Below are 19,519 nucleotides of genomic sequence, written 5' to 3' on the forward strand. Positions count from 1 at the left end.
AACGTAAAGGTCACAAACCTATCGGTCACTCGGTTTTCTGGGAAACACTGATGCCGTGGAACTCGACGAACTGATCAACCGGCTCGACCTCCCCACCAAGATCCGCCTGCTCACCGGCGCCGGCATGTGGTCCCTTCCGGCGATCCCCGAGATCGGCCTGGACCGGCTCGTGATGAGCGACGGCCCGATCGGCGTCCGCGGCGAGCAGTGGACCTCCGCCGACCCGTCGATCGCGCTGCCGAGCCCGACCGCGCTCGCGGCCACCTGGGACGTGGGCCTCGTCCGGCGGGCCGGCGCGCTGCTGGCCCAGGAGGCCCGGCGCAAGGGCGTGCACGTGCTGCTCGCGCCCACGATCAACCTGCACCGCTCCCCGCTGGGCGGCCGGCACTTCGAGTGCTTCTCGGAGGACCCGTACCTGACGGGCGAGATCGGCGCGGCCTACGTCGAGGGCGTGCAGGAGGGCGGCGTGGCCACCACGCCCAAGCACTTCGTGGCCAACGACTTCGAGACCGACCGCTTCACCGTGAACGTCGAGGTCGGCGAGAAGGCGTTGCGCGAGGTCTACCTGCAGCCGTTCGAGCGGGTCGTGCGGGCCGGCGCCTGGGGGCTGATGACGGCTTACAACTCGGTGAACGGCACCACCATGACCGAGCACTCCGACCTGGTCAACGGCGTGCTCAAGGACGAGTGGGGGTTCGACGGGCTCGTCGTGTCCGACTGGACGGCCGTGCGCAGCACCGAGGCCGCCGCCCTGGGCGGGACCGACGTGGCCATGCCCGGACCGTTCGGCCCTTGGGGGGAGAAGCTGGAGGCCGCCGTACGGGAGGGGCGGGTGCCCGAGTCGGTGATCGACGACAAGGTGCGGCGCATCCTGCGGCTCGCCCGGCGCACCGGCGCGCTCGGCGGCGGCGACCGGCCCGAGCCCGGCGTGATCGACGGCGTCGCGCTGGCCCGCGAGGTGGCCGTGCGCGGGTTCACGCTGCTCACCAACGACGGCGTGCTGCCGCTGCGGGACGTGCGCACGCTGGCGCTCATCGGCTCGGCCGCGGACGAGGCCCGGGTCATGGGCGGCGGCAGCGCCCAGGTCTTCCCCGACCGGGTCGTCTCCCCGCTGGCGGGGCTGGGCGCGCTGGAGGGCGTCGAGGTCCGCCACGCCGTCGGGACCGACCCGCGCATCCGGCTGGCCCCGCTGGCCTGCCCGGTCGTGGCGCAGTTCCTCGACGGCGACGGCGGCCTGCTGGCCGAGCATCCGCTGGCGGCGGCCGAGGCGCGGTGGATCGGCCAGTTGCCGCCGGACGTGGACGGCGAGCGGCTCGGGGCGGTACGGCTGCGGGCGGCGTACACGCCGGGCAGGTCGGGCCGGCACGAGCTGTCGGTGGCGGGCGTGGGCCACTTCACCGTCACGGTGAACGGCGAGACCGTCTTCGACGCGGCGATCGAGCTGGAGGGCGGCGATCCGGCGGCCGCGTTCCTGGCGCCGCCGGAGCGGCGGTTCGCCGTCGAGATGGCCGCGGGCGAGCCGTACGAGCTGAGCGTGACGCATCCGGCGGGGGCCTTCGGTGGCATGGCGTTCGTGGCGTACACGCTGGGCCACGCCGACCCGGCGCCGGGCCCGGACGAGCTGATCGCCGAGGCCGTGCGGCTGGCGGCGGACAGTGACGTGGCGGTGGTCGTGGCCTCGACGACGCCCGAGGTCGAGAGCGAGGGCTTCGACCGCGCGGACCTCGCGCTCCCCGGCCGCCAGGACGAGCTGATCCGCGCCGTGGCCGCGGCCAACCCGCGCACGGTGGTCGTGGTCAACGCGGGCTCACCGGTGGAGATGCCATGGGCGGACGAGGTCGCGGCCGTGCTGCTGACCTGGTTCCCCGGGCAGGAGGCCGGGTCGGCGCTGGCCGACGTGCTGTCCGGCCACGCCGAGCCCGGCGGACGCCTGCCCACCACGTGGCCGCGGACGCTCCAGGACGCCCCCGTCACCGACGTCACCCCCGTGGACGGCGCTGTGGCCTACGACGAGGGCACGTCCATCGGGTACCGGGCCTGGGAGCGGTCAGGGCGGGTTCCGGCCTTCTGGTTCGGCCACGGGCTCGGCTACACGACCTGGAGCTACGACTCGATCGCCGCCGAGGGCGGCACCGTGACCGTCGCGCTGACCAACACCGGCGACCGCTTCGGCCGCGAGGTCGTGCAGATCTATCTCGGCCAGGGCGCCGAACGCTGTCTGGCCGGGTTCGACGTGGTCGAGGCCGGGCCGGGAGAGACCGTGATCACGACCGTCTTCCTGCCCGAACGCGCCTTCCAGGTGTGGCGGGACGGCTGGCGCACGGTCGAGGGCGAGTACACGCTCCAGGCGTCGCACCACGTCGCGGACCCCAGGCTGTCGATCACGGTGAAGATCTAGCGACAAAGGCCGGTCGCGTTTTCCATAGTGCACCAGTTGGTTTGTATCCTTCTGAGCATGGCAAAGTCCGAGGATCCAGAGAAGCCGGGGCGCATCAAGCAGCTCCGCATGATCGCGCAGATCATCAAGCAGGCCAATCCCAAGGGGATGCCCATCGTCTTCCTCTCGGCGGTGGGCACGCTGGCTGTGGTCGTCGTGATCGGCCTGGTCACGGACTACCTGTGGTATTCGGTGTTCATCGGCGTCCTGGCCGCGCTCACCGTCGGGCTGGTCGTCTTCGGCCAGCTCGCCCAGAAGGCCCAGTACTCGATCCTGCACGGCCAGACCGGCGCCGCCGCCGCGGTGCTGCAGGGCATGCGGGGCAACTGGCAGGTCACCCCGGCCATCGCCGTCAACCGTGACCAGGACCTGGTGCACCTCGTCGTCGGCTTCCCGGGGGTCGTGCTGGTCTCCGAGGGCCCCGGCAACCGGGTGGCCAAGATGCTCGCGGCCGAGAAGAAGCGGGTCGCGCGCGTGGTGCTGGGCGTCGAGATCTACGACATCCAGTGCGGCGACGGCGAGGGCCAGGTGCCGATCGCCAAGCTCCAGCGGCACATCATGAAGCTGCCGCGCAACCTGAAGAAGCCCTCGGTCAACGAGGTCAAGGACCGGCTGCGCTCGCTGCCGAAGAACCTGCCGATGCCGAAGGGCCCGATGCCCAAGGGGGCCCGCATGCCGCGCGGCCCGAAGATGCGCTAGTGCTGTCGGTCTCCTCGCGGGCCAACCGCCTCTGGTGGGACGGCAACGCCGACGACTACCAGGTCGAGCACGGCGGCTTCCTGCGGGACACCGGGTTCGTCTGGTGTCCCGAGGGCGTCGACGAGGCCGACGCGCACCTCCTGGGCGAGGTGCGCGGCCGGCACGTGCTGGAGATCGGCTGCGGCGCGGCGCAGTGCGCGCGGTGGCTGGTGACGCAGGGGGCACGGGTGGCCGCCTTCGACATCTCCCACCGGCAGTTGCGCCACTCCCGGCGCATCGACCTCGACACCGGCCTGCGCGTCCCCGTGGCCCAGGCCGACGCCGAGTCGCTGCCGTTCGCGTCCGGCGCCTTCGACCTGGCGTGCTCGGCGTACGGGGCGCTGCCGTTCGTGGCCGACCCGCTGGCGGTCTTCCGCGAGGTGCGCAGGGTGCTGAGGCCGGGCGGCCGGTTCGTGTTCTCGGTGAGCCACCCGATCCGGTGGGCCTTCCCCGACGACCCCGGCCCGCGCGGGCTCACCTCCGACCGCTCCTACTTCGACCGCTCGCCCTACGTCGAGCGGGACGACGACGGCTCCGCCTCCTACGTCGAGCACCACCGCACGATGGGCGACTGGATCGGCCTGCTGGCCGCCTCCGGGCTGACCCTCACCGGCCTGCTGGAGCCGGAGTGGCCGCAGGGTCACGAGCGGGCGTGGGGCGGCTGGAGCCCGCTGCGCGGCCGTCACCTGCCCGGCACGGCCATCTTCACGTGCGCGAATACCTAGCCGCCATCGCGGCGAAGACCTCCTTGGGCTCCCAGCGGGTCTCGTCGAGCATCCTGACCACGCCGTAGGAGCCGAGGTCGTCGGCGCCGCGCCGGTGGTAGGCGGCGAAGGTGAACCAGAACGCGGCGTCCAGGCCCTCGGCCTCGAAGACGTCGAGCAGCTCGGTCAGGTAGCGGACCTGCTCGCCCTCGTCCGGGACGGCCCCCTCGGGCACCATGTACGCCGAGCCGCCGCGCTCCCCCGCGCCCTTGTAGGCGCAGGTGCCGAACTCGGTGGCGGCCACCGGCTTGCCGTGGGTGAAGTGGGCGCGCAGCTCCGCGGGGAAGTCCGCGGCGTTGTAGGCGGCGCGGTAGGCGTCGACGCCGACGATGTCGAACGGCGTCCAGTCGATCAGCTCCCAGGGGCCCGACGCGTACGTGAGCCGGCCGCCGAACCCGGCCCTGACCGTCGCGGCGGCCTCGGCCAGGAAGACGTTGAAGCGGGGCACGATCTCGGCCAGCGACTGCCACCAGGCGAGGTCGGCCGTCGTCATGGCCGCCAGGCGCTCGCCGTACGTGGCGCCGGGGATGAAGCCGTGGCAGAACGCGCTGGTCTCGCACCCGGCGACCAGCACGACCTCCGCGCCGCCGCGGCGCAGGTCCTCGGCGCGGGCCGCGCAGTCGGCGTAGAGGGCGACGGCCTCCTCCGGGGTGGCGTCGACGGGGAAGGGCGCGAACCACACCTCCAGGCCGGCCGCCGCCGCCCGCTCGGCCGCGACGGACAGCCGTTCGGGGTCGCCGCCGGACACGCGGACGGCCGTGCAGTGGAGCTCGTCGGCGATCACCCGCATCTCGCGGGCGACGACGTCGGGGTCGAGGGTGCGACGGGTGAGCTGGGGGCCGTTCAAGAACCCGGTGTCATAGTTAATCCCTTTTTTCATGATTTTCCCCTTTTAGTGGATGAAAAGCCGTGTTCGAGGAGGTCGAAGGCCGTCTCGACGTCACCGGCCAGCAGCCGGCCCGCCTCCTCCAGCGAGGCCCCCGAGACGAGCCGGTGGAAGAACGCCTCCTGCAACGTGGTGATCGCGCCGGTGATCTGGGCCGCCATGAGCCGGGCGGTCAGGTCGTCCGCGGGCGCGCCCGCGGCCTCGGCCAGCGCCGCGGCCAGCTCGTACCGCTCCCCCGCGTGCACCTGCTGGACGGCGGCCAGCAGCGCCGGGGTGGCCGCGATCACCCGGACCCGGGTCAGCAGCCCCTCCACGTCGACCTCCCCGGCGCCCCGGGCGGCCATCGACCGGTAGTGCTCGCGCAGCGCGCCGAGCGGCGAGCGGCCCGGCCCGCGGCCCGCCACGATCGCGGCCGGGTCCTCCGACACGCCGTCGAGCGCCAGGCACTCCTTGCTGGGGAAGTACGCGAACAGCGTGACCTTCGCGACCCCGGCCGCCTCGGCGATCTCGTTGACCGTCACCGCGTCGTAGCCGCGCTCGGCGAACAGCCGCAGAGCCGTCTCCGCGATGCGCCGCCGGGTCTGCTCCTTCTTGCGCTCCCTGAGCCCCGCCATCATGGGACCACCATAACCATACCCGGTACGTTTTCCAACCCGGTATGGTTTCTACTCCGCGGTGCTCATCGGCGCGCGGGCGGCCAGACCGGCGGTGGCGGCCAGCATGGCGGCGCTGAGCGTGAAGACGCCGAGCACGCCGGTCGCGCCCGCCACCACGCCCGCCAGGGCCGGCACCAGCACCTGGCCCAGCCGGCTGCCGGTCAGGCGCAGCGCGAGCGCCGTGCCGCGCTCGCCCGCCCGCGCGCGTCCGGCCACCCACGACAACGTCAGCGGCTGGCCCAGCCCCAGCGCGAGCCCCATCAGCGCGACGACCGGCACCGCGGCGGCCGGCCCGCACAGGGGCAGCGCGGCGACGGTGACCGCGGCCACGACGGTGCTGGTCACCAGGACGGCGCGGCGGCCGTACCGCAGGACCAGGCGTTCCATGGCGAGCCTGCTCGCCATGGTGGCGGCGGCCCGCAGCGCCAGCAGCGCGCCGACCGCGACCACCCCGGCGCCGCGGCTCTCCCCCCAGGCCGGCAGGTACGCCAGCACCAGGTCGAGCGTGGACACGGTGGCCAGGCTCGTCATCAGGGCCTGCCACATGCCCTCCTGGCCGAGCGTGCCCCGCAGCGGGAAGCGCCGGACGGCGGCCCGCCCCCGGGCCGGGCCGGGACCGCCGGTGCGCAGGCTCGCCAGCCCCGCCACCAGCCCGAACCCGGCCGCCACGGCGAGGGCGGGCCCCACCTGGGCCGCGCCCCCGGAAGCGGTGCGGCCCGCCACCAGGGCCGCGGCGGACGGCCCGGCGAGCTGGCCGAGCGAGGTGAAGACGGTGAAGCGCGCATAGGCGCGGTCGTGGCCTCCGGCGGCGACCCGGTTGGCGATGACGGCCTGCTGGGCGACGACGGACAGCAGGTGCCCGAGCCCGAACACCGCGTTGAGCAGCACCAGCGCCCACAGCGAACGGGCCACGGCCAGCGCCAGGGCGCTGCCGGTGATCAGCGCGGCGCCCAGCAGGGCCGCGCCACGCTCGCCGGAGGCGTCCACCCAGCGGCCCACGGAGACGGCCGCGAAGAGCGGGAGCAGCGAGAAACCGGCGGTGACGAGCCCGATGCCGAGGTTGCCGGCGCCGATCTCGATGGCCCGGTAGCTCACCATCGGACGGGCCGCGAACGTCGCCGCCTGCACGCACACCGCCGCCACCATGAGCGGGCCGAACCACCGGCCCGCCCCGGAGGTCGTCACATCCGGACGACCACGGTGTTGGACACCCGGTCGTGCACCCCGCGGTGGTCGCGGTCCCAGATCAGGGCCGGCAGGGCCAGGCCCAGCAGCACGGTGCGCACCAGCACGGGCAGCAGGCGCGGTGCGCCGCCGTCCATGGCGGCGACGCGGATGCCGGCCAGCCGGTGGCCGAACGTCTGGCCCATGAAGCCGACGAGCAGCAGGTATTGCAGCGCGAACACCGCCACGGGCGCCCACGGGGACTCGGCCGGGTTCATCCTGAGCAGCAGCTGCACGACGAACCAGGTGCAGATCATCCAGTCGATCGCGAGCGCGGCGATCCTGCGCCCCCACCCGGCGACCGATCCGCTGCCCTCCTCGGGCAGCCCGAGACGCTCACCCGGGTATCCGAGGTCGATCCCGGCGGACCGGACGCCGCCCAGCCAGGTCTGCGTCCACCGAGGCTCATTGCTGCTCATGCCTTCAACGGTATCCGGCCCCCGGGCCGGTCGGCGTCGTGACCCAACCGCGCCCTGCCCCCGCCATCATGGTCGCCATGCCACACGGGGATGACCTTGACGCGCGCTTCAACGAGGTGGTCGCGCAGATCGACGAGGGCGAGCGCCGCAGGATGCGCTCGTCGGCCGCCAGGCAGGCCAGGGAGGCCAGGGCGGGCGCCCCGCCACAACGCGCGCCACGCCCGCCGCGGCCGGAGCGCTTACCCGCCGGCCCCGGTTCGCGCAGGCTCGGACGCATGTCGGTCGCGCTGATCGTGCTGGGCGTGGTCGTGAGCGCCGCGGGCCTCATGATCATCTATCGCCCCGACCGGCTCGGCGCGAACCCGGGCCTGGAGGGCCTGCCGGTCCTCGCGAATCCCGCACGGACCGACAACCCCTTCGCCGGCTCGCCCGCCGAGCGCTACGCCGACGGCGCCGCGGGCTTCGTGATGCCGGAGGCCAAGGCGCTGGGCGGCCTGTCGAAGGCGGACGTGGCCAAGGGGCTGAAGCGCACCCGCGCCCTGCTCGCGGCGGCCCTCCTCGACCGCGAGACGCTGCTGGGAGGCAGGCCCAAGGCGTTCGCCGGGCTGCTCGACGCCGACCAGCGCGAGTTGTTCTACGAGGAGCTGGGCGGCAAGAAGTACGACAGCCGCGACCTGGTCAACAGCTTCGCCCCCGGCAGCGCCGAGCCGGTCGGCGACGTGATCAAGGTCAACGGCACCGCCCGCCTGGGCACCTTCCGGGAGGACGGCCTGCGCGGCGTCAAGGTCGCGGTGAACTACCTGGCCGTCTACGCCGTGCGCCGTCCCGGCGAGCCGTCCACCACCATGCGGCTGGTCTCGCACCTCACCGGCGAGGTGCGGTTGTACCGCTCGGAGGGCCGGACGGCCGCGTACGTGGAGTGGGGCATGAGTCACACCCCGGCCAGGTGCGGCACCAAAGACGGCTTCGTCCATCCCGTCTACGAGGACGACCCGCCCGGTTCCGTCGCGCCGAGCGGCCCGGCCACCGACCCCTACGAGCTGGAGGAACGATCGGTTTCCGACGGGGGCTGCGACACGTCCGAGGAGACGTGACCCTGCGTAACACATGCGAAACAATCGAGACACCGTACGGAAACGGCCGCGACCTAGCGTCGGCATGATGGCCAGTCCCTCAGGGAGGTTCGAGAGTGTTCAACTCCGCCGACGACGTCCTGAAGTTCATCAGTGACGAAGGGGTGCAGTTCGTCGATGTCAGGTTCACCGACCTGCCGGGGACGACGCACCACTTCACCTTCCCGGTTGAGAACTTCGGCGCGAACGTCTTCACCGACGGGCTCATGTTCGACGGCTCGTCCATCCGCGGCTTCCAGGCGATCCACGAGTCGGACATGCTGCTGCTGCCCGACCCGTCCAGCGCGGTGCTCGACCCGTTCCGCCAGCACAAGACGCTCAACCTCAACTTCTTCGTGCACGACCCGCTGACCGGCGAGGCCTACAGCCGCGACCCGCGCAACGTGGCGCGCAAGGCCGAGGAGTACCTCAAGGGCACCGGCATCGCCGACACGGCCTACTTCGGGCCGGAGGCCGAGTTCTACATCTTCGACGACGTGCGCTTCGAGACGAAGGCGAACGCCGGCTACTACTACATCGACTCCATCGAGGGCGCCTGGAACACCGGCAAGCGGGCCGAGGGCGGCAACCTGGGCTACAAGCCGCGCTACAAGGGCGGCTACTTCCCGGTCCCGCCGATGGACCACTTCACCGACCTGCGCTCGGAGATGGTGCGCAACCTCATCGAGTGCGGCATCGACGTCGAGATGCAGCACCACGAGGTCGGCACGGCGGGCCAGGCCGAGATCGACTTCAAGTTCGGCACGCTGCTCAAGACGGCCGACAACCTGATGCTCTACAAGTACGTCATCAAGAGCACCGCCCTGGAGTACGGCCACACCGTCACGTTCATGCCCAAGCCGATCTTCGGTGACAACGGCTCCGGCATGCACTGCCACCAGTCGCTGTGGAAGGACGGCTCGCCGCTGTTCTACGACGAGGTCGGCTACGCGGGCCTGTCCGACACCGCCCGCTACTACATCGGCGGCCTGCTGCGGCACGCGCCGTCGCTGCTGGCCTTCACCAACCCGACGGTCAACTCCTACCACCGCCTGGTCCCGGGCTACGAGGCGCCGGTCAACCTGGTCTACTCCCAGCGCAACCGCTCGGCCTGCGTGCGCATCCCGATCACGGGGTCCAACCCGAAGGCCAAGCGCATCGAGTTCCGCGTGCCCGACCCGTCGTGCAACCCGTACTTCGCCTTCGCGGCGATGCTGATGGCGGGGATCGACGGCATCCGCAACAAGATCGAGCCGCCGGAGCCGGTCGACAAGGACCTCTACGAGCTGCCGCCGGAGGAGGCCCGCCAGGTTCCGCAGGTGCCCGGCTCGCTGCCCGAGGTGCTCGCCGCGCTGGAGGCCGACCACGACTACCTGCTCGAAGGCGGCGTGTTCACGCCCGACCTGATCGAGACGTGGGTGTCGTACAAGCGGGAGAACGAGGTCGACCCGATCCGCCTGCGGCCGCACCCGCACGAGTTCGAGCTGTACTACGACGTGTGACGTCGAAGGCTTGACGGAGACGGCCCGGCCGCGATCGTTCGCGACGCCGGGCCGTTCCGTGTGCGGGGGCCGGGGCAGCGCCAGGAGGGCTCTGGCGGCCGTCCCCGAACGCGGTTACCTTGATCCCAGATCACGCAACCGGCCATCGGCCGAACGCGCCCGAACGGTCTGGAGGACCGTCATGAGGATCACACGAGGGGTGTTAGCCGCGGTGCTGGCCGCCGGCGCGCTCTGTCTCGGTTCCACCCCGGCTCACGCCATTCCGCCGCCCCCGCCCGGCGGCGACCTCCTCGTCGTCTTCGCCTACTTCAGCGGCGACCAGCTCGTCGGCCAGCGCTGGTTCGGCTGCGGCCAGCCCGCCGGTGAGTGGGGCATCCTGTCGGGCACCCAGAAGGTCTACTTCACGCCCTGCTGATCCGGGGAGACCGCCCGTGGCCGGCGGTGGTCAGAAGTCGAAGCGCGGCGCCGACGGCGTGAGGATCTCCGACTTCGGCGACACCGGCCACAGGGCGGTCAGCTCGTCGTAGAGGGCCGCGGCCAGGCGTTCGACGTCGGCGCGGGCCGTCTCGTGCAGGGCCTCGGCCACGATGAGCACGTCGGTGGTGGTGTCGCCGACCGCCGACAGGCCGCTCTGCCGGTTGGTCCAGCGGCGCGCGTGCGCCCGGCCGTCCGCGTCAGCGAAGATCACTTCTCCGGGGGCCGGATGTTCCGTCTCGCCGGAGAAGGTCTGGTACGTCTCCTCGCCCGTGGCGTACCGCACCTCCACGAAGCCGGAGATCCGGGAGACGTCGAACACCGCCACCGGGACGGCGAAGGCGATCGAGACCGCGTTGCACAGGTCGATCAGGGGATGCAGGCGCGGCAGGGCGCCCTCCTTCCTGAAGCGGCGCAGCAGCGACTCCGACGCGCACCGGTACTGCGTCGGCTTGAGCCCCATCCGCGTGAACGCCCGCCGCCACGCCTGGATCTCGGGCAGCTCGCTCTCGGGGCCGGCCCGCCGCGCGGCCAGGTCGCAGTAGCGGGCCACCTGGTCGTCGACGCGGGCGGCGGCGTCGACCCCCTCCACGTGGAGCGCGAAGGGCACCAGGTCGGGGAAGTCCCGCCAGATGTCGTCGGAATGCTGGAAACGCACTGTCACCTCACTGTCACCTCGCAGGTCGTCACGCTGGTGCGCCTCACGATACTGCGGCGGCCTCCCGTCGCCCGTTCGCGGCGTGCCGGGCGCGGGCGGCGGCCAGGGCGTAGCAGGCGAACGCCAGCGCCGTCACGACGGCCGCGACGAGCAGGGGCCGTCCGACGACGCCCAGCACCGCGACGCCGAGGGTGGCGCCGACCTGGCGGGAGGCGTTCAGCACGCCGCCCGCGGTGCCCGCCGTGCCCGCGGGGGCGGCGTTCACCATGCCCGCCATCAGCGCCGGGAGCACGAACGACAGCCCGAACCCCATGACCACCAGCCAGGGCCACAACACGTCGGTGAGCGCGACCCCGGCCAGGCCGGTCGCGAGGAGGGCGAGGCCGCCCAGGATCGGCGGACGCGGGCCGTGGCGGGCCACCAGGCGGCCGGTGAGCAGCGGGTTGACCGTCATGGGCAGCGTGAGCGGCAGGAAGGCGAGCCCGGCGGCGACCGGGGACAGGTGGCGGGTGTCCTGGAGGAGGAGGGTGAGCACGAACAGCGCGCCGGAGAAGGCGAAGTTGGCGACCGTACCGGCCAGCAGCTCGGGCCAGGTGGCGGCGAGCAGGCCGCCGGGCAGGGCGGGGGCGTGGCTGCGGCGCTCCACCAGCACCAGGACCACCAGGACGGCCACGGCCAGCGCGGCGGCGAGCGCGGAGGAGTCGATCAGGGCTTCGGCGACCAGGCCGAGCAGCACGCAGGCCAACGCCTGGACCTGCCAGTCGATCCGGCGGGAGCCGCGCGGCGAGGCGACGCCGCGCATGATCAGCAGGCTGGTCACGGCGAAGGGCACGTTGACCAGGAAGACGGCGCGCCAGCCGGACAGGCCGACCAGGAGACCGCCGAGCAGGGGACCGGCGGCGAGCGCCGAGCCGGTGATCGCCGCCCACAGGCCGGTGGCGCGGGCGCGGACGGCGGGCGCCGGGTACATCTCGGCGAGCAGGCCGAGCGAGCCGCCCGTGCACAGCGCCGCGGCCACCCCGAGCAGGGCGCGCAGCGCGACCAGCACGCCCAGGTCCGGCGCCGCCGCGCTGAGCAGCGACAGCACGCCGAACAGCGCCACCCCGGCCTTGAAGACGCGGGCCGCGCCGAACCGGTCGGCCACCGCGCCCCCGGTGAGCAGCGACGCGGCGAAGGCGACGGTGTAGGCGTTGACCGCCCACTGCTGCCCGGCCAGCGAGCCGCCGAGCGAGGCGCGCAGGTCCGGCAGCGCGATCGTCAGCACGGTCGTGTCGAGGATCACCAGGAAGTAGGCGAGGGAGAAGCCGAACATTCGCATGCCCACAGCCTGCTGAAACGCGACTTCTCCCCTCAACAGGCGCCGCCGCACGGGGCATTCGGGAAAACCTTATGCTGCTTTATATGGACTTGCGGCAGTTGAGGGGCTTCGTCGCGGTGGCGGGCGCGGGCACCGTCACCGGGGCGGCGAACACGCTCGGCCTGGCCCCCGCGTCGGTGTCGGAGCAGGTGCGCAGGCTGGAGGACAGCCTCGGCGTGGCGCTGTTCGAGCGCACACCGCAGGGCATGCGGCTGACCGACGCCGGCGCCACCCTGCTCGGCCGCGCGCAGGGCCTGCTCGACCACGCCGAGGAGGTGCGCCGCGCGGTCACCGGCCGGCGCCGCCGGGTGCGCGTCGGCGCGCTGGAGATGCTGGCCGCCGCCCGGCTGCCCTCCGTGCTGCGCCGCCTGTCCGAACGCCGCCCCGACCTGGACGTGGACGTACGCTCCCTGATGCGGCGCGACCTGCTGGCCCAGGTGGCCTCCGGCGACCTGGACGCGGCGCTGCTGCTGGACCTCGGCCCCCGGATCGGCGGCCTCGGGTTCACCCCGCCGCCCGGCATGGACTTCCTCGACGTCGGCGAGGTCGCGCTGTCGCTGGTCGCCGCGCCCGACGGCGAGCGCGAGCCGCTGCTGGTGAGCCCGCCCGGCTGCTCGATCCGGCTCGCGGCCGACCAGACGTTCGGCCCGGCCGTGCCGCGCCGGGAGCTGACCAGCATCGCCACCGCCCGCGAGTGGGCCAGGCAGGGCTTCGGGCAGGCGCTGCTGCCCGACTTCGCCCTGGGCTCCGACCTCGACTCCGGCGCGCTGGTCGAGCTCGACTGCCGGGCGCCCGCGCTGGCCCTGCGCCTGGTCTGGCTGCGCGGCCGCGAGGAGTCCCTGCGCGACGTGCTGTACGCCATGAGCGCCTGACCCGCCGCTCCCCTCACTGGTCCTTGCGCCGGGACCTGATGCCGGTGATGCGGCGGAACACGTCCCACCAGAAGGGGGCGCCGAACAGCAGGGCCACGTACGTCAGCAGGAAGCCGGGCCAGTGGCTGGGGGTGGTGAGCCGGTTCCACCAGGCGGCGCCGTTCCAGTGGAGCGTGGGGTCGCCCTCGGCCGGGATGGCGATGCTGACCAGCGCGTGCTGGAGCATCTGGACCATCGCGGGCTCGCTGAGCGTCTCGGTGATGCACGGCACCGGGTCGGACCGGCCGCATCGGGCCTTGAGCTCGTCGTACGCCGCCGGGCCCGCCTCGGCCACGGCGGTCACCGAGGCGCGGAAGGCGTTGTCGCGCAGCAGCGTCTTGCCGTACTCCAGGCCGTCCATGGTGAACAGCAGGGTCACCAGGAGGCCGAGGACGGCCACCACCCACTTGACGTAGCGCTTGTACAACATCGACAGGCGTTCCATCTCGCCGTCGAACCAGGTCTCGACGCCCTGCCTGAACCGGTCGAGGTCGCGCTGCGCGGTCTCCCAGACGCCGCGCAGGTGGCCGTACAGGGGGCTGCCCATCTCCTTGAGCTTGGCCAGGAGGCCCTCGACGCCCCCGGGCTCGGCGGCCGCCATCTCCATCAGGGCGACGGCGAAGCGCCCCGGCGGGATGTTCGCGATGCTCGTACGGCCCTTGGTCGGATGGTCGATCTCCTGGACGCGCTCGTACAGCAGCTTGACCATGGCGTCCTGCGCCTTTGGCTCGGCGACCGGCAGCGTGCCGGGCTCGGCGGGCGCGGGCTGGTCGCTGTGGGCCGGCCGGGGATCGCGGGTGAACGGCAGTGCGGCGAACACGTCGCGCAGCTTGGCGGGCAGCCACGACCTGCCCTGCGCGTCGGCGCCGTCGAGGGTGTCCCTGAGGTAGGCCCACAGGAACTTGCTGCGGATGGCGAGCAGGCGCACGAACGCCTCGTTGACCCCGCTCACCAGCAGCGAAAGCAGCAGGAACGACACCACCAGGCCGAGGGCCAGGTCCACGTAAACGGATAACACCTGCGCCTTGATACACCCCGGCGAGGACCGGGATCAACCCCCGTAGAAGACGCGGTCCACGACCCGGCGGGCGCGGCGGGTGACGCGGCGGTAGTCGTCGAGGAAGTCCTCCGAGCCGTCCGGCGGGTAGCCGAGCGTACGGGCGATGAGCCTGCGCTCCCCCGCGTCGGCCGGCACGCTGTCGCCGGGCCTGCCCCTGACCAGCATGATCGCGTCGCGGACGCGCGAGGCGAAGCGCCACGCCTCGGCCAGCACCAGCTCGTCGGCCGGGTCGAGCAGCCCCTCGGCCGCCGCCGCGCGCAGCGCCCCGATCGTCCGGGTGGTGCGCAGGGCCGGCACGCCGCCCGCGTGGCAGAGCTGGAGGAGCTGGGCCACCCACTCCACGTCCGACAACCCGCCGGGGCCGAGCTTGGTGTGCAGGGCGGGATCGGCGCCGCGCGGCAGCCGTTCGGCCTCCATGCGCGCCTTGAGCCGCCTGATCTCCCTGATCGCGTCCTCGCGCAACCCCTCGGACGGGTAGCGCAGCTCGTCGATCATGGAGATGAACGCGTCGCCGAGCGCGGCGTCGCCGGCCGAGAAGCGGGCGCGCAGCAGCGCCTGCGCCTCCCACGGCGCCGACCAGCGGGCGTAGTAGGCGCGGTAGGAGGCCAGCGTGCGCACCAGCGGCCCCTGGCGGCCCTCCGGACGCAGGTCGGGGTCGATGAGCAGCGGCGGGTCGGGGGCGGGCAGCGACAGCAGCCGGCGCAGCTCGTTGGCCACGGCGAAGGCGGCGTCGGTGGCCTCCCGCTCCTCGACGCCGGGCAGCGGCGAGTGCACGAACATCACGTCGGCGTCGCTGGCGTACGAGCACTCCATGCCGCCGAGCCGGCCCATGGCGATGACCGCGAACCGGGTCACGTCCGGGGCCTTGGCCAGCGCGGCGTCGAGCGCGGCCTGCAGGGTCACGTCGTTGAGCGACGACAGCGCCGTGCCGACGGTCTCGATGTCGAGGAGCTGCGAGATGTCGGCGACGGCGGTGCGGAACAGCTCCCTGCGGCGCAGCCCCCGCACGGCCGCCACCGCCGTCTCCGGCTCTCCTGCGTGCCGGGACACCGCCGCCGACGCCTCGCCGCGCAGCGCCCCGGGCGGCCGGACGGCCAGCTCCTGGTCGGAGCCGAGCATCGCGACCGCGTCGGGGGCGTGCATGAGCAGGCCGGTGGCGTAGCGGCCGGTGCCGAGCACCCGCGCCATCCGCGCGGCCACCGCGGTCTCGTCGCGCAGCAGCCGCAGGTACCACGGGGTGCTGCCGAGCTTGTCGCTGACCTGCCGGAAGCCGAGCAGCGCCGCGTCGGGGTCGGGCGTGTCGGCGAACCAGCCGAGCATGACGGGCAGCAGCGTGCGCTGGATGGCAGCGCGCCTGGACACGCCCGTGGACAGCGCCGCGATGTGCCGCAGCGCGCCGTTGGGATCGACGTAGCCCAGCGCCTCCAGCCGGGCCGCCGCCGCGGCCGTGGACAGCCGCGCCTCCGACTCAGGCAGCCGGGCCACGGCCTGGAGCAGCGGCCGGTAGAACAGCTTCTCGTGCAGCCGCCGCGCCTCCATGGCGTGCCGCCGCCACCGGGCGGTGAACTCCCCCACCGGGTCGGTCTGCATGCCCAGCGCGCGGCCGAGCCTGCGCAGGTCGGCCTCGTCGGTGGGCAGCAGGTGCGTACGCCGCAGCCGGTGGAGCTGCAACAGGTGCTCGACCTGGCGCAGGAACGTGTACGCCTCGGCGAGGCCGCGTGAGTCGTCGCGGCCCACGTAGCCGCCGCGGGAGAGCGCGGCCAGGGCCGGGAGGGTCGCCCGGCGGCGCAGCAGCGGGTCGAGCCTGCCGTGCACGAGTTGCAGCAGCTGGACAGCGAACTCGATATCGCGCAGCCCGCCGGGCCCCAGCTTGAGCTGCCGCTCCCCCTCGGCGCGCACGTGCGACTCGACGCGCCGGCGCATGGCCTGCACGTCCTCCACGAAGTGCTCGCGGGTGGCGGCCGTCCAGACGAGGTCGTTGACCGCCTGGACGTAGGACTCGCCGAGCTCCGGGTCGCCCGCCACCGGCCTGGCCTTGAGCAGCGCCTGGAACTCCCAGGTCTTGGCCCAGCGGCGGTAGTAGGCCAGGTGGCTGCCCAGGGTGCGGACCAGCGGGCCGGACCGGCCCTCGGGGCGCAGGCCGGCGTCGACCTCCCACAGCGGGCCCTCCTGGGTGGCCGCCGTGCAGGCCCGCATCATGGCCTGGGCCAGCCTGGTGGCCGAGCGCAGCGCCTTGGTCTCGTCGGCGCCCTCGCGCGGCTCGGCGACGAAGACGACGTCGACGTCGCTGATGTAGTTGAGCTCCCGGGCGCCGCACTTGCCCATGCCGATGACCGCCAGGCGCGCCTCGGAGTCGTCGACCTCGGCGCGGGCGACCGCCAGGGCCGCCTCCAGCGCCGCGGCGGCCAGGTCGGACAGCTCGGCCATGACCTCGGCGAGCGTGGCCTGGCCGGTGAGGTCGCGGGCGGCCAGGTGCATGAGGCGGCCCCGGTAGGCCACCCGCAGCGCCACCAGCGGGTCGGGGCCGTCGGCGCGCGGCTCGGGCTCGTCGGGCTCGGCGCCGACGGCGCGCAGCAGCGCGGCCCGCGCCTCGCCCAGGTCGGGTTCGGCCAGCAGGGCCGTCTGGCCGGGGTGGCGCACCAGGTGCTCGCCGAGCGCGGCGCTGACGCCGAGGACGGCGAACAGGCGCGCCCTGAGCCGGTCGTCGGCGCGCACGGCGTCGAGGACGGCGGGCTCGCGCTCGGCCAGGCGGGTCAGCGAGACCAGGGCCAGGTCGGGATCGGCCACGGCGACCAGGAACTCCAGAAGGTCGTCGAGGTCGGCCGGGGTGCGGTCGAGGAGCTGGGCGGCCCTGGCCCCGTCGGCGAAGCCGAGCTTGGCGAGGCGTGCGGCGGTCGATTCGATCCTGGGCACCTGCTCATCTTGACAGGTGGCGGCCCGGAAGCCGTAGAGTGCAACGCAACGTAGCGTTGCGTTTTGTCGGAGAGGTGATGACATGGGCCGGATGTCCGCGGCGGTGACCTGGGGAATGCTGGCGGCCTGGGCCGTGCACGACGCGGAGGAGCTGGCGACCATGGCCGGATGGGTGCGGCGGGCCCGTCCCCGGCTGGAGCGGCTGTACCCGGGGGTGCCGTGGGAGCGGCTGGAGGTGTCGCAGGCGCGGGTGAACGTGGCGATCGGGCTGATGGGCGGCGTGGTGGCGGGGGCCGCTGCGCTCGGGGCGCGCAGCGGGGGCCGCAGCCCGGCGTTCCAGGCGGTGCTGGCGGGGTTCGGGCTGCACGGGGTCGTCCACGTGGCGCAGGCCGTCGCCACGCGGGGGTACACGCCGGGGGTGGTGACGGCGCCGCTGGTGGTGATCCCGTTCTCGGCCTGGGCGTGGCGGCGGCTGCGGCGGGCGGGGGTGGTGGCGGCGCCGGGGCGGTCTGCCGCGTACGGGCTCGCGGCGCTGCCTCTGACGGTGGGCGGCGTGCACGCGATCGCCCATCTGCTCACCCGCCACCACGACCGGGCCGCCGAGTCCTCGCCCACGGACGGTCTCGGCCGCGACCGCTGGTTCTGACCCGCACCGGCGGCTCGCCCCCGGCCCGAGCCGCGCCGGGCGGCCAGGCCGCGTGGGGGGCTCCAGGGTGGGGGCGGTGGGTCCCGGGGTGGCTGTCAGGCCGGGCGGGAGGCTTCGACCACCTGGGCGAACGCCTGCGCGACCGGTCGCCAGGTCGCGACGAGGGCGGGCTCGGCGGCCTTGACGGCGGCGTTCAGGTCCTCGGCCGACTCCAGGTCCGACTCCGCCGTCCAGGCGGTGAAGATCTCCGGGGTGGCCTCGGGGTGGAACTGCAACGCCCAGGCGCGCTCGCCGACCCGGTAGGCCTGGTTCGGGTACTGGGCGCCGGTCATCAGCGGCACCGCGCCCGCCGGCAGCCGCGTCATGGCGTCCTGGTGGTACTGGACGGCGGTGGCCCTGGCCGGGACGCCGGACAGCAGCGGGTCGGAGGCGGCGGCGGGCAGCGCGACCACCTCGCACGCCCCCACCTCCAGGCCGTTCCCGCCGCGCTCGACCGTGCCGCCGAGTGCCATGGTGAGAAGCTGCGCGCCGAGGCAGATGCCGAGCGTGGGGGTGCCCTCGTCCACGGCGCGGCGCAGGAGGGCGCGGGTGGCGGGCTGCCAGGGGCTGCGCTCGTCCTCCCAGGCGGCCGCGGCGCCGCCGAGCACGATCAGGCCGTCGGCGGCCCGTGAGGGGACCGGGTCGCCGAGGTAGGGGCGGACGACGTCGCAGGTGGGGCCGAGCCAGTCCGCCAGGTGGCCGAGCCCGGCGCCGGCCTCGTGCTCGATCACGGTGATGCGCATATCGGGTAATTTATCCGCCTTTTTTCGTAAAAGCGGCTATCCGTCCGTTGCCGGGACAGCCGCGGGCGGTGGGTGCCCGGCGCCGGGCGGGTCCCTAGGATCCGGCTATGAGATTCGACGAAGTGGACGGGCTGCGCGTCGCCACGTTCGGCACCGGCCCCCGCAAGGTCATCGCGGTCCACGGCATCAGCGCCTCGCTCATGGCCTGGGGCGCGGTCGGGCGGCGGCTGCCCGAGGAGTGGTCACTGATCGCGATGGACCTGCGCGGCCGCGGGCACAGCGCCTCCCTGCCCGGCCCGTACGGGCTGCCCCGGCACGCCGAGGACGTCCTGCGCGTCGCCGAGCACGTCGGCGCGGGCCCGGACGCGGTGCTGGCCGGCCACTCGATGGGCGCGTACGTGGCCGTGCTGGCCGGGGCCGCCCGCGACTTCGCCCGGGTCGTCCTGGTGGACGGCGGCCTCCCGCTCCCGCTGCCCGAGGGCGTCGACCCCGACGCCGCCCTGGAGGCCACGCTCGGGCCCGCGCTCGCCCGCCTGCGCCGGACGTTCGCCTCCCCCCAGGAGTACGTGGACTTCTTCAAGGCCCATCCGGCCTTCGCCGCCCACTGGAGCCCGGACGTCGAGGCGTACGTGCGCTACGACCTCACCGGCCCCGAGGGCGCGATGCGCTCACGGGCCGTCGGCGAGGCCGTGATGGCGGACGGGCGCTGGATGCGCACCGAGACGGCCGAGATCGGCGCCGCGCTGGCCGCGATCAAGGCGCCGCTGCACCTGCTCAGGGCGCCGCGCGGCCTGCTCGACCAGGACACCGGCATGCTGCCCGACGAGGTCGCCCGGACGTGGACGGCCCGCGTGCCCGGCCTGCGCGACGAGCTGGTGCCCGACTGCAACCACTACACGATCCTGTTCGACGAGGAGCCGGTGACGACCGTCCTGGCCCGGATCACCGGGTCCTGACCGCTGCGGCGAGCCGTCCGTCTT

18 protein-coding genes are annotated in these 19,519 nt (G+C 73.7%); 9 read left to right on the forward strand and 9 right to left on the reverse strand.

The window, feature by feature from the left end; all coding sequences use genetic code 11:
• Nucleotides 1-55: 55 nt before the first annotated feature.
• From AB0J97_RS22070 to AB0J97_RS22080, 3 genes are read left to right on the forward strand one after another with little or no spacing between them, the layout of a single operon-like run.
• Entirely contained in the window at nt 56-2,398 is a 2,343-nt protein-coding gene (locus tag AB0J97_RS22070) for a glycoside hydrolase family 3 C-terminal domain-containing protein (RefSeq protein WP_364091426.1), read from the forward strand.
• A gap of 57 nt (nt 2,399-2,455) precedes the next feature.
• Nucleotides 2,456-3,136 (forward strand): DUF4191 domain-containing protein, encoded by a 681-nt coding sequence (locus AB0J97_RS22075; protein ID WP_352323051.1) that lies wholly within the window; start codon nt 2,456-2,458, stop codon nt 3,134-3,136.
• Nucleotides 3,136-3,900, forward strand: coding sequence for a class I SAM-dependent methyltransferase (locus AB0J97_RS22080; protein ID WP_364091430.1), 765 nt, complete (start codon nt 3,136-3,138; stop codon nt 3,898-3,900). The genes AB0J97_RS22075 and AB0J97_RS22080 overlap by 1 nt, the downstream gene beginning before the upstream one ends.
• Here AB0J97_RS22080 and AB0J97_RS22085 read toward each other — a convergent pair.
• From AB0J97_RS22085 to AB0J97_RS22100, 4 genes are read right to left on the reverse strand one after another with little or no spacing between them, the layout of a single operon-like run.
• A complete protein-coding gene (locus AB0J97_RS22085; protein WP_364091432.1) occupies nt 3,881-4,819 on the reverse strand; it encodes a hypothetical protein in 939 nt (312 codons plus the stop codon). The two genes, AB0J97_RS22080 and AB0J97_RS22085, sit on opposite strands and share 20 nt — an antisense overlap.
• Nucleotides 4,816-5,442: a helix-turn-helix domain-containing protein gene (locus AB0J97_RS22090; protein WP_364091434.1), complete on the reverse strand. Its 627-nt coding sequence runs from the start codon at nt 5,440-5,442 to the stop codon at nt 4,816-4,818. The genes AB0J97_RS22085 and AB0J97_RS22090 overlap by 4 nt, the downstream gene beginning before the upstream one ends.
• A 48-nt stretch (nt 5,443-5,490) precedes the next feature.
• Nucleotides 5,491-6,666 (reverse strand): MFS transporter, encoded by a 1,176-nt coding sequence (locus AB0J97_RS22095; protein ID WP_364091435.1) that lies wholly within the window; start codon nt 6,664-6,666, stop codon nt 5,491-5,493.
• Nucleotides 6,663-7,124, reverse strand: a complete 462-nt coding sequence (locus AB0J97_RS22100; protein WP_357700729.1) for an RDD family protein — start codon at nt 7,122-7,124, stop codon at nt 6,663-6,665. The genes AB0J97_RS22095 and AB0J97_RS22100 overlap by 4 nt, the downstream gene beginning before the upstream one ends.
• A 77-nt stretch (nt 7,125-7,201) precedes the next feature.
• Here AB0J97_RS22100 and AB0J97_RS22105 point away from each other — a divergent pair, with 77 nt between their 5' ends.
• The 3 genes from AB0J97_RS22105 to AB0J97_RS22115 all read left to right on the forward strand — a co-directional run bounded on the left by AB0J97_RS22105 (nt 7,202) and on the right by AB0J97_RS22115 (nt 10,153).
• On the forward strand, nt 7,202-8,218 hold the full coding sequence (locus tag AB0J97_RS22105) for a hypothetical protein (protein WP_364091438.1): 1,017 nt from the start codon (nt 7,202-7,204) through the stop codon (nt 8,216-8,218).
• Nucleotides 8,219-8,313: 95 nt separating this feature from the next.
• Nucleotides 8,314-9,738 (forward strand): type I glutamate--ammonia ligase, encoded by a 1,425-nt coding sequence (gene glnA, locus AB0J97_RS22110; RefSeq protein WP_357700733.1) that lies wholly within the window; start codon nt 8,314-8,316, stop codon nt 9,736-9,738.
• A gap of 181 nt (nt 9,739-9,919) precedes the next feature.
• Nucleotides 9,920-10,153: a hypothetical protein gene (locus AB0J97_RS22115; RefSeq protein WP_357700734.1), complete on the forward strand. Its 234-nt coding sequence runs from the start codon at nt 9,920-9,922 to the stop codon at nt 10,151-10,153.
• A 30-nt stretch (nt 10,154-10,183) separates the two neighbouring features.
• Here AB0J97_RS22115 and AB0J97_RS22120 read toward each other — a convergent pair whose 3' ends face one another.
• Together AB0J97_RS22120 and AB0J97_RS22125 are read right to left on the reverse strand one after the other, a co-directional pair.
• The gene (locus tag AB0J97_RS22120) at nt 10,184-10,870 is read right to left on the reverse strand and encodes a phenylalanine--tRNA ligase beta subunit-related protein (protein ID WP_364091441.1); all 687 of its coding nucleotides are present in this window, start codon (nt 10,868-10,870) and stop codon (nt 10,184-10,186) included.
• Nucleotides 10,871-10,913: 43 nt separating this feature from the next.
• On the reverse strand, nt 10,914-12,188 hold the full coding sequence (locus AB0J97_RS22125; protein WP_364091443.1) for an MFS transporter: 1,275 nt from the start codon (nt 12,186-12,188) through the stop codon (nt 10,914-10,916).
• An 83-nt stretch (nt 12,189-12,271) separates the two neighbouring features.
• On the opposite strand from AB0J97_RS22125, the gene AB0J97_RS22130 reads away from it, so the two are divergent.
• Nucleotides 12,272-13,099 (forward strand): LysR family transcriptional regulator, encoded by an 828-nt coding sequence (locus tag AB0J97_RS22130; RefSeq protein WP_364091445.1) that lies wholly within the window; start codon nt 12,272-12,274, stop codon nt 13,097-13,099.
• 13 nt (nt 13,100-13,112) lie between these two features.
• On the opposite strand, the gene AB0J97_RS22135 is transcribed toward AB0J97_RS22130, so the two are convergent.
• Nucleotides 13,113-14,156, reverse strand: a complete 1,044-nt coding sequence (locus tag AB0J97_RS22135) for a hypothetical protein (RefSeq protein WP_364091447.1) — start codon at nt 14,154-14,156, stop codon at nt 13,113-13,115.
• Nucleotides 14,157-14,189: 33 nt separating this feature from the next.
• Nucleotides 14,190-17,111 (reverse strand): bifunctional [glutamine synthetase] adenylyltransferase/[glutamine synthetase]-adenylyl-L-tyrosine phosphorylase, encoded by a 2,922-nt coding sequence (locus AB0J97_RS22140; protein WP_364091449.1) that lies wholly within the window; start codon nt 17,109-17,111, stop codon nt 14,190-14,192.
• Between the two features lie 82 nt (nt 17,112-17,193).
• On the opposite strand from AB0J97_RS22140, the gene AB0J97_RS22145 reads away from it, so the two are divergent.
• Nucleotides 17,194-17,757 (forward strand): HXXEE domain-containing protein, encoded by a 564-nt coding sequence (locus AB0J97_RS22145; protein WP_364091450.1) that lies wholly within the window; start codon nt 17,194-17,196, stop codon nt 17,755-17,757.
• 95 nt (nt 17,758-17,852) lie between these two features.
• On the opposite strand, the gene AB0J97_RS22150 is transcribed toward AB0J97_RS22145, so the two are convergent.
• Complete coding sequence (locus AB0J97_RS22150) at nt 17,853-18,539, reverse strand: type 1 glutamine amidotransferase (RefSeq protein WP_364091452.1); 687 nt, start codon at nt 18,537-18,539, stop codon at nt 17,853-17,855.
• Nucleotides 18,540-18,646: 107 nt separating this feature from the next.
• Here AB0J97_RS22150 and AB0J97_RS22155 point away from each other — a divergent pair, with 107 nt between their 5' ends.
• Nucleotides 18,647-19,495, forward strand: a complete 849-nt coding sequence (locus tag AB0J97_RS22155) for an alpha/beta hydrolase (protein WP_357700750.1) — start codon at nt 18,647-18,649, stop codon at nt 19,493-19,495.
• Nucleotides 19,496-19,519: the final 24 nt, after the last annotated feature.

This window comes from Nonomuraea sp. NPDC049607, from assembly GCF_040675375.1.
Lineage (GTDB): Bacteria > Actinomycetota > Actinomycetes > Streptosporangiales > Streptosporangiaceae > Nonomuraea.

What these genes read in the sequence shown, in the direction of transcription:
- AB0J97_RS22105 (WP_364091438.1), top strand. Translation starts at nt 7,202, where the DNA reads ATGCCACACGGGGATGACCTTGACGCGCGCTTCAACGAGGTGGTCGCG.
- AB0J97_RS22155 (WP_357700750.1), top strand. Translation starts at nt 18,647, where the DNA reads ATGAGATTCGACGAAGTGGACGGGCTGCGCGTCGCCACGTTCGGCACC.
- AB0J97_RS22085 (WP_364091432.1), bottom strand. Translation starts at nt 4,819, where the DNA reads ATGAAAAAAGGGATTAACTATGACACCGGGTTCTTGAACGGCCCCCAG.
- AB0J97_RS22090 (WP_364091434.1), bottom strand. Translation starts at nt 5,442, where the DNA reads ATGATGGCGGGGCTCAGGGAGCGCAAGAAGGAGCAGACCCGGCGGCGC.
- AB0J97_RS22100 (WP_357700729.1), bottom strand. Translation starts at nt 7,124, where the DNA reads ATGAGCAGCAATGAGCCTCGGTGGACGCAGACCTGGCTGGGCGGCGTC.
- AB0J97_RS22145 (WP_364091450.1), top strand. Translation starts at nt 17,194, where the DNA reads ATGGGCCGGATGTCCGCGGCGGTGACCTGGGGAATGCTGGCGGCCTGG.
- AB0J97_RS22125 (WP_364091443.1), bottom strand. Translation starts at nt 12,188, where the DNA reads ATGCGAATGTTCGGCTTCTCCCTCGCCTACTTCCTGGTGATCCTCGAC.
- AB0J97_RS22150 (WP_364091452.1), bottom strand. Translation starts at nt 18,539, where the DNA reads ATGCGCATCACCGTGATCGAGCACGAGGCCGGCGCCGGGCTCGGCCAC.
- AB0J97_RS22075 (WP_352323051.1), top strand. Translation starts at nt 2,456, where the DNA reads ATGGCAAAGTCCGAGGATCCAGAGAAGCCGGGGCGCATCAAGCAGCTC.
- AB0J97_RS22115 (WP_357700734.1), top strand. Translation starts at nt 9,920, where the DNA reads ATGAGGATCACACGAGGGGTGTTAGCCGCGGTGCTGGCCGCCGGCGCG.
- AB0J97_RS22130 (WP_364091445.1), top strand. Translation starts at nt 12,272, where the DNA reads ATGGACTTGCGGCAGTTGAGGGGCTTCGTCGCGGTGGCGGGCGCGGGC.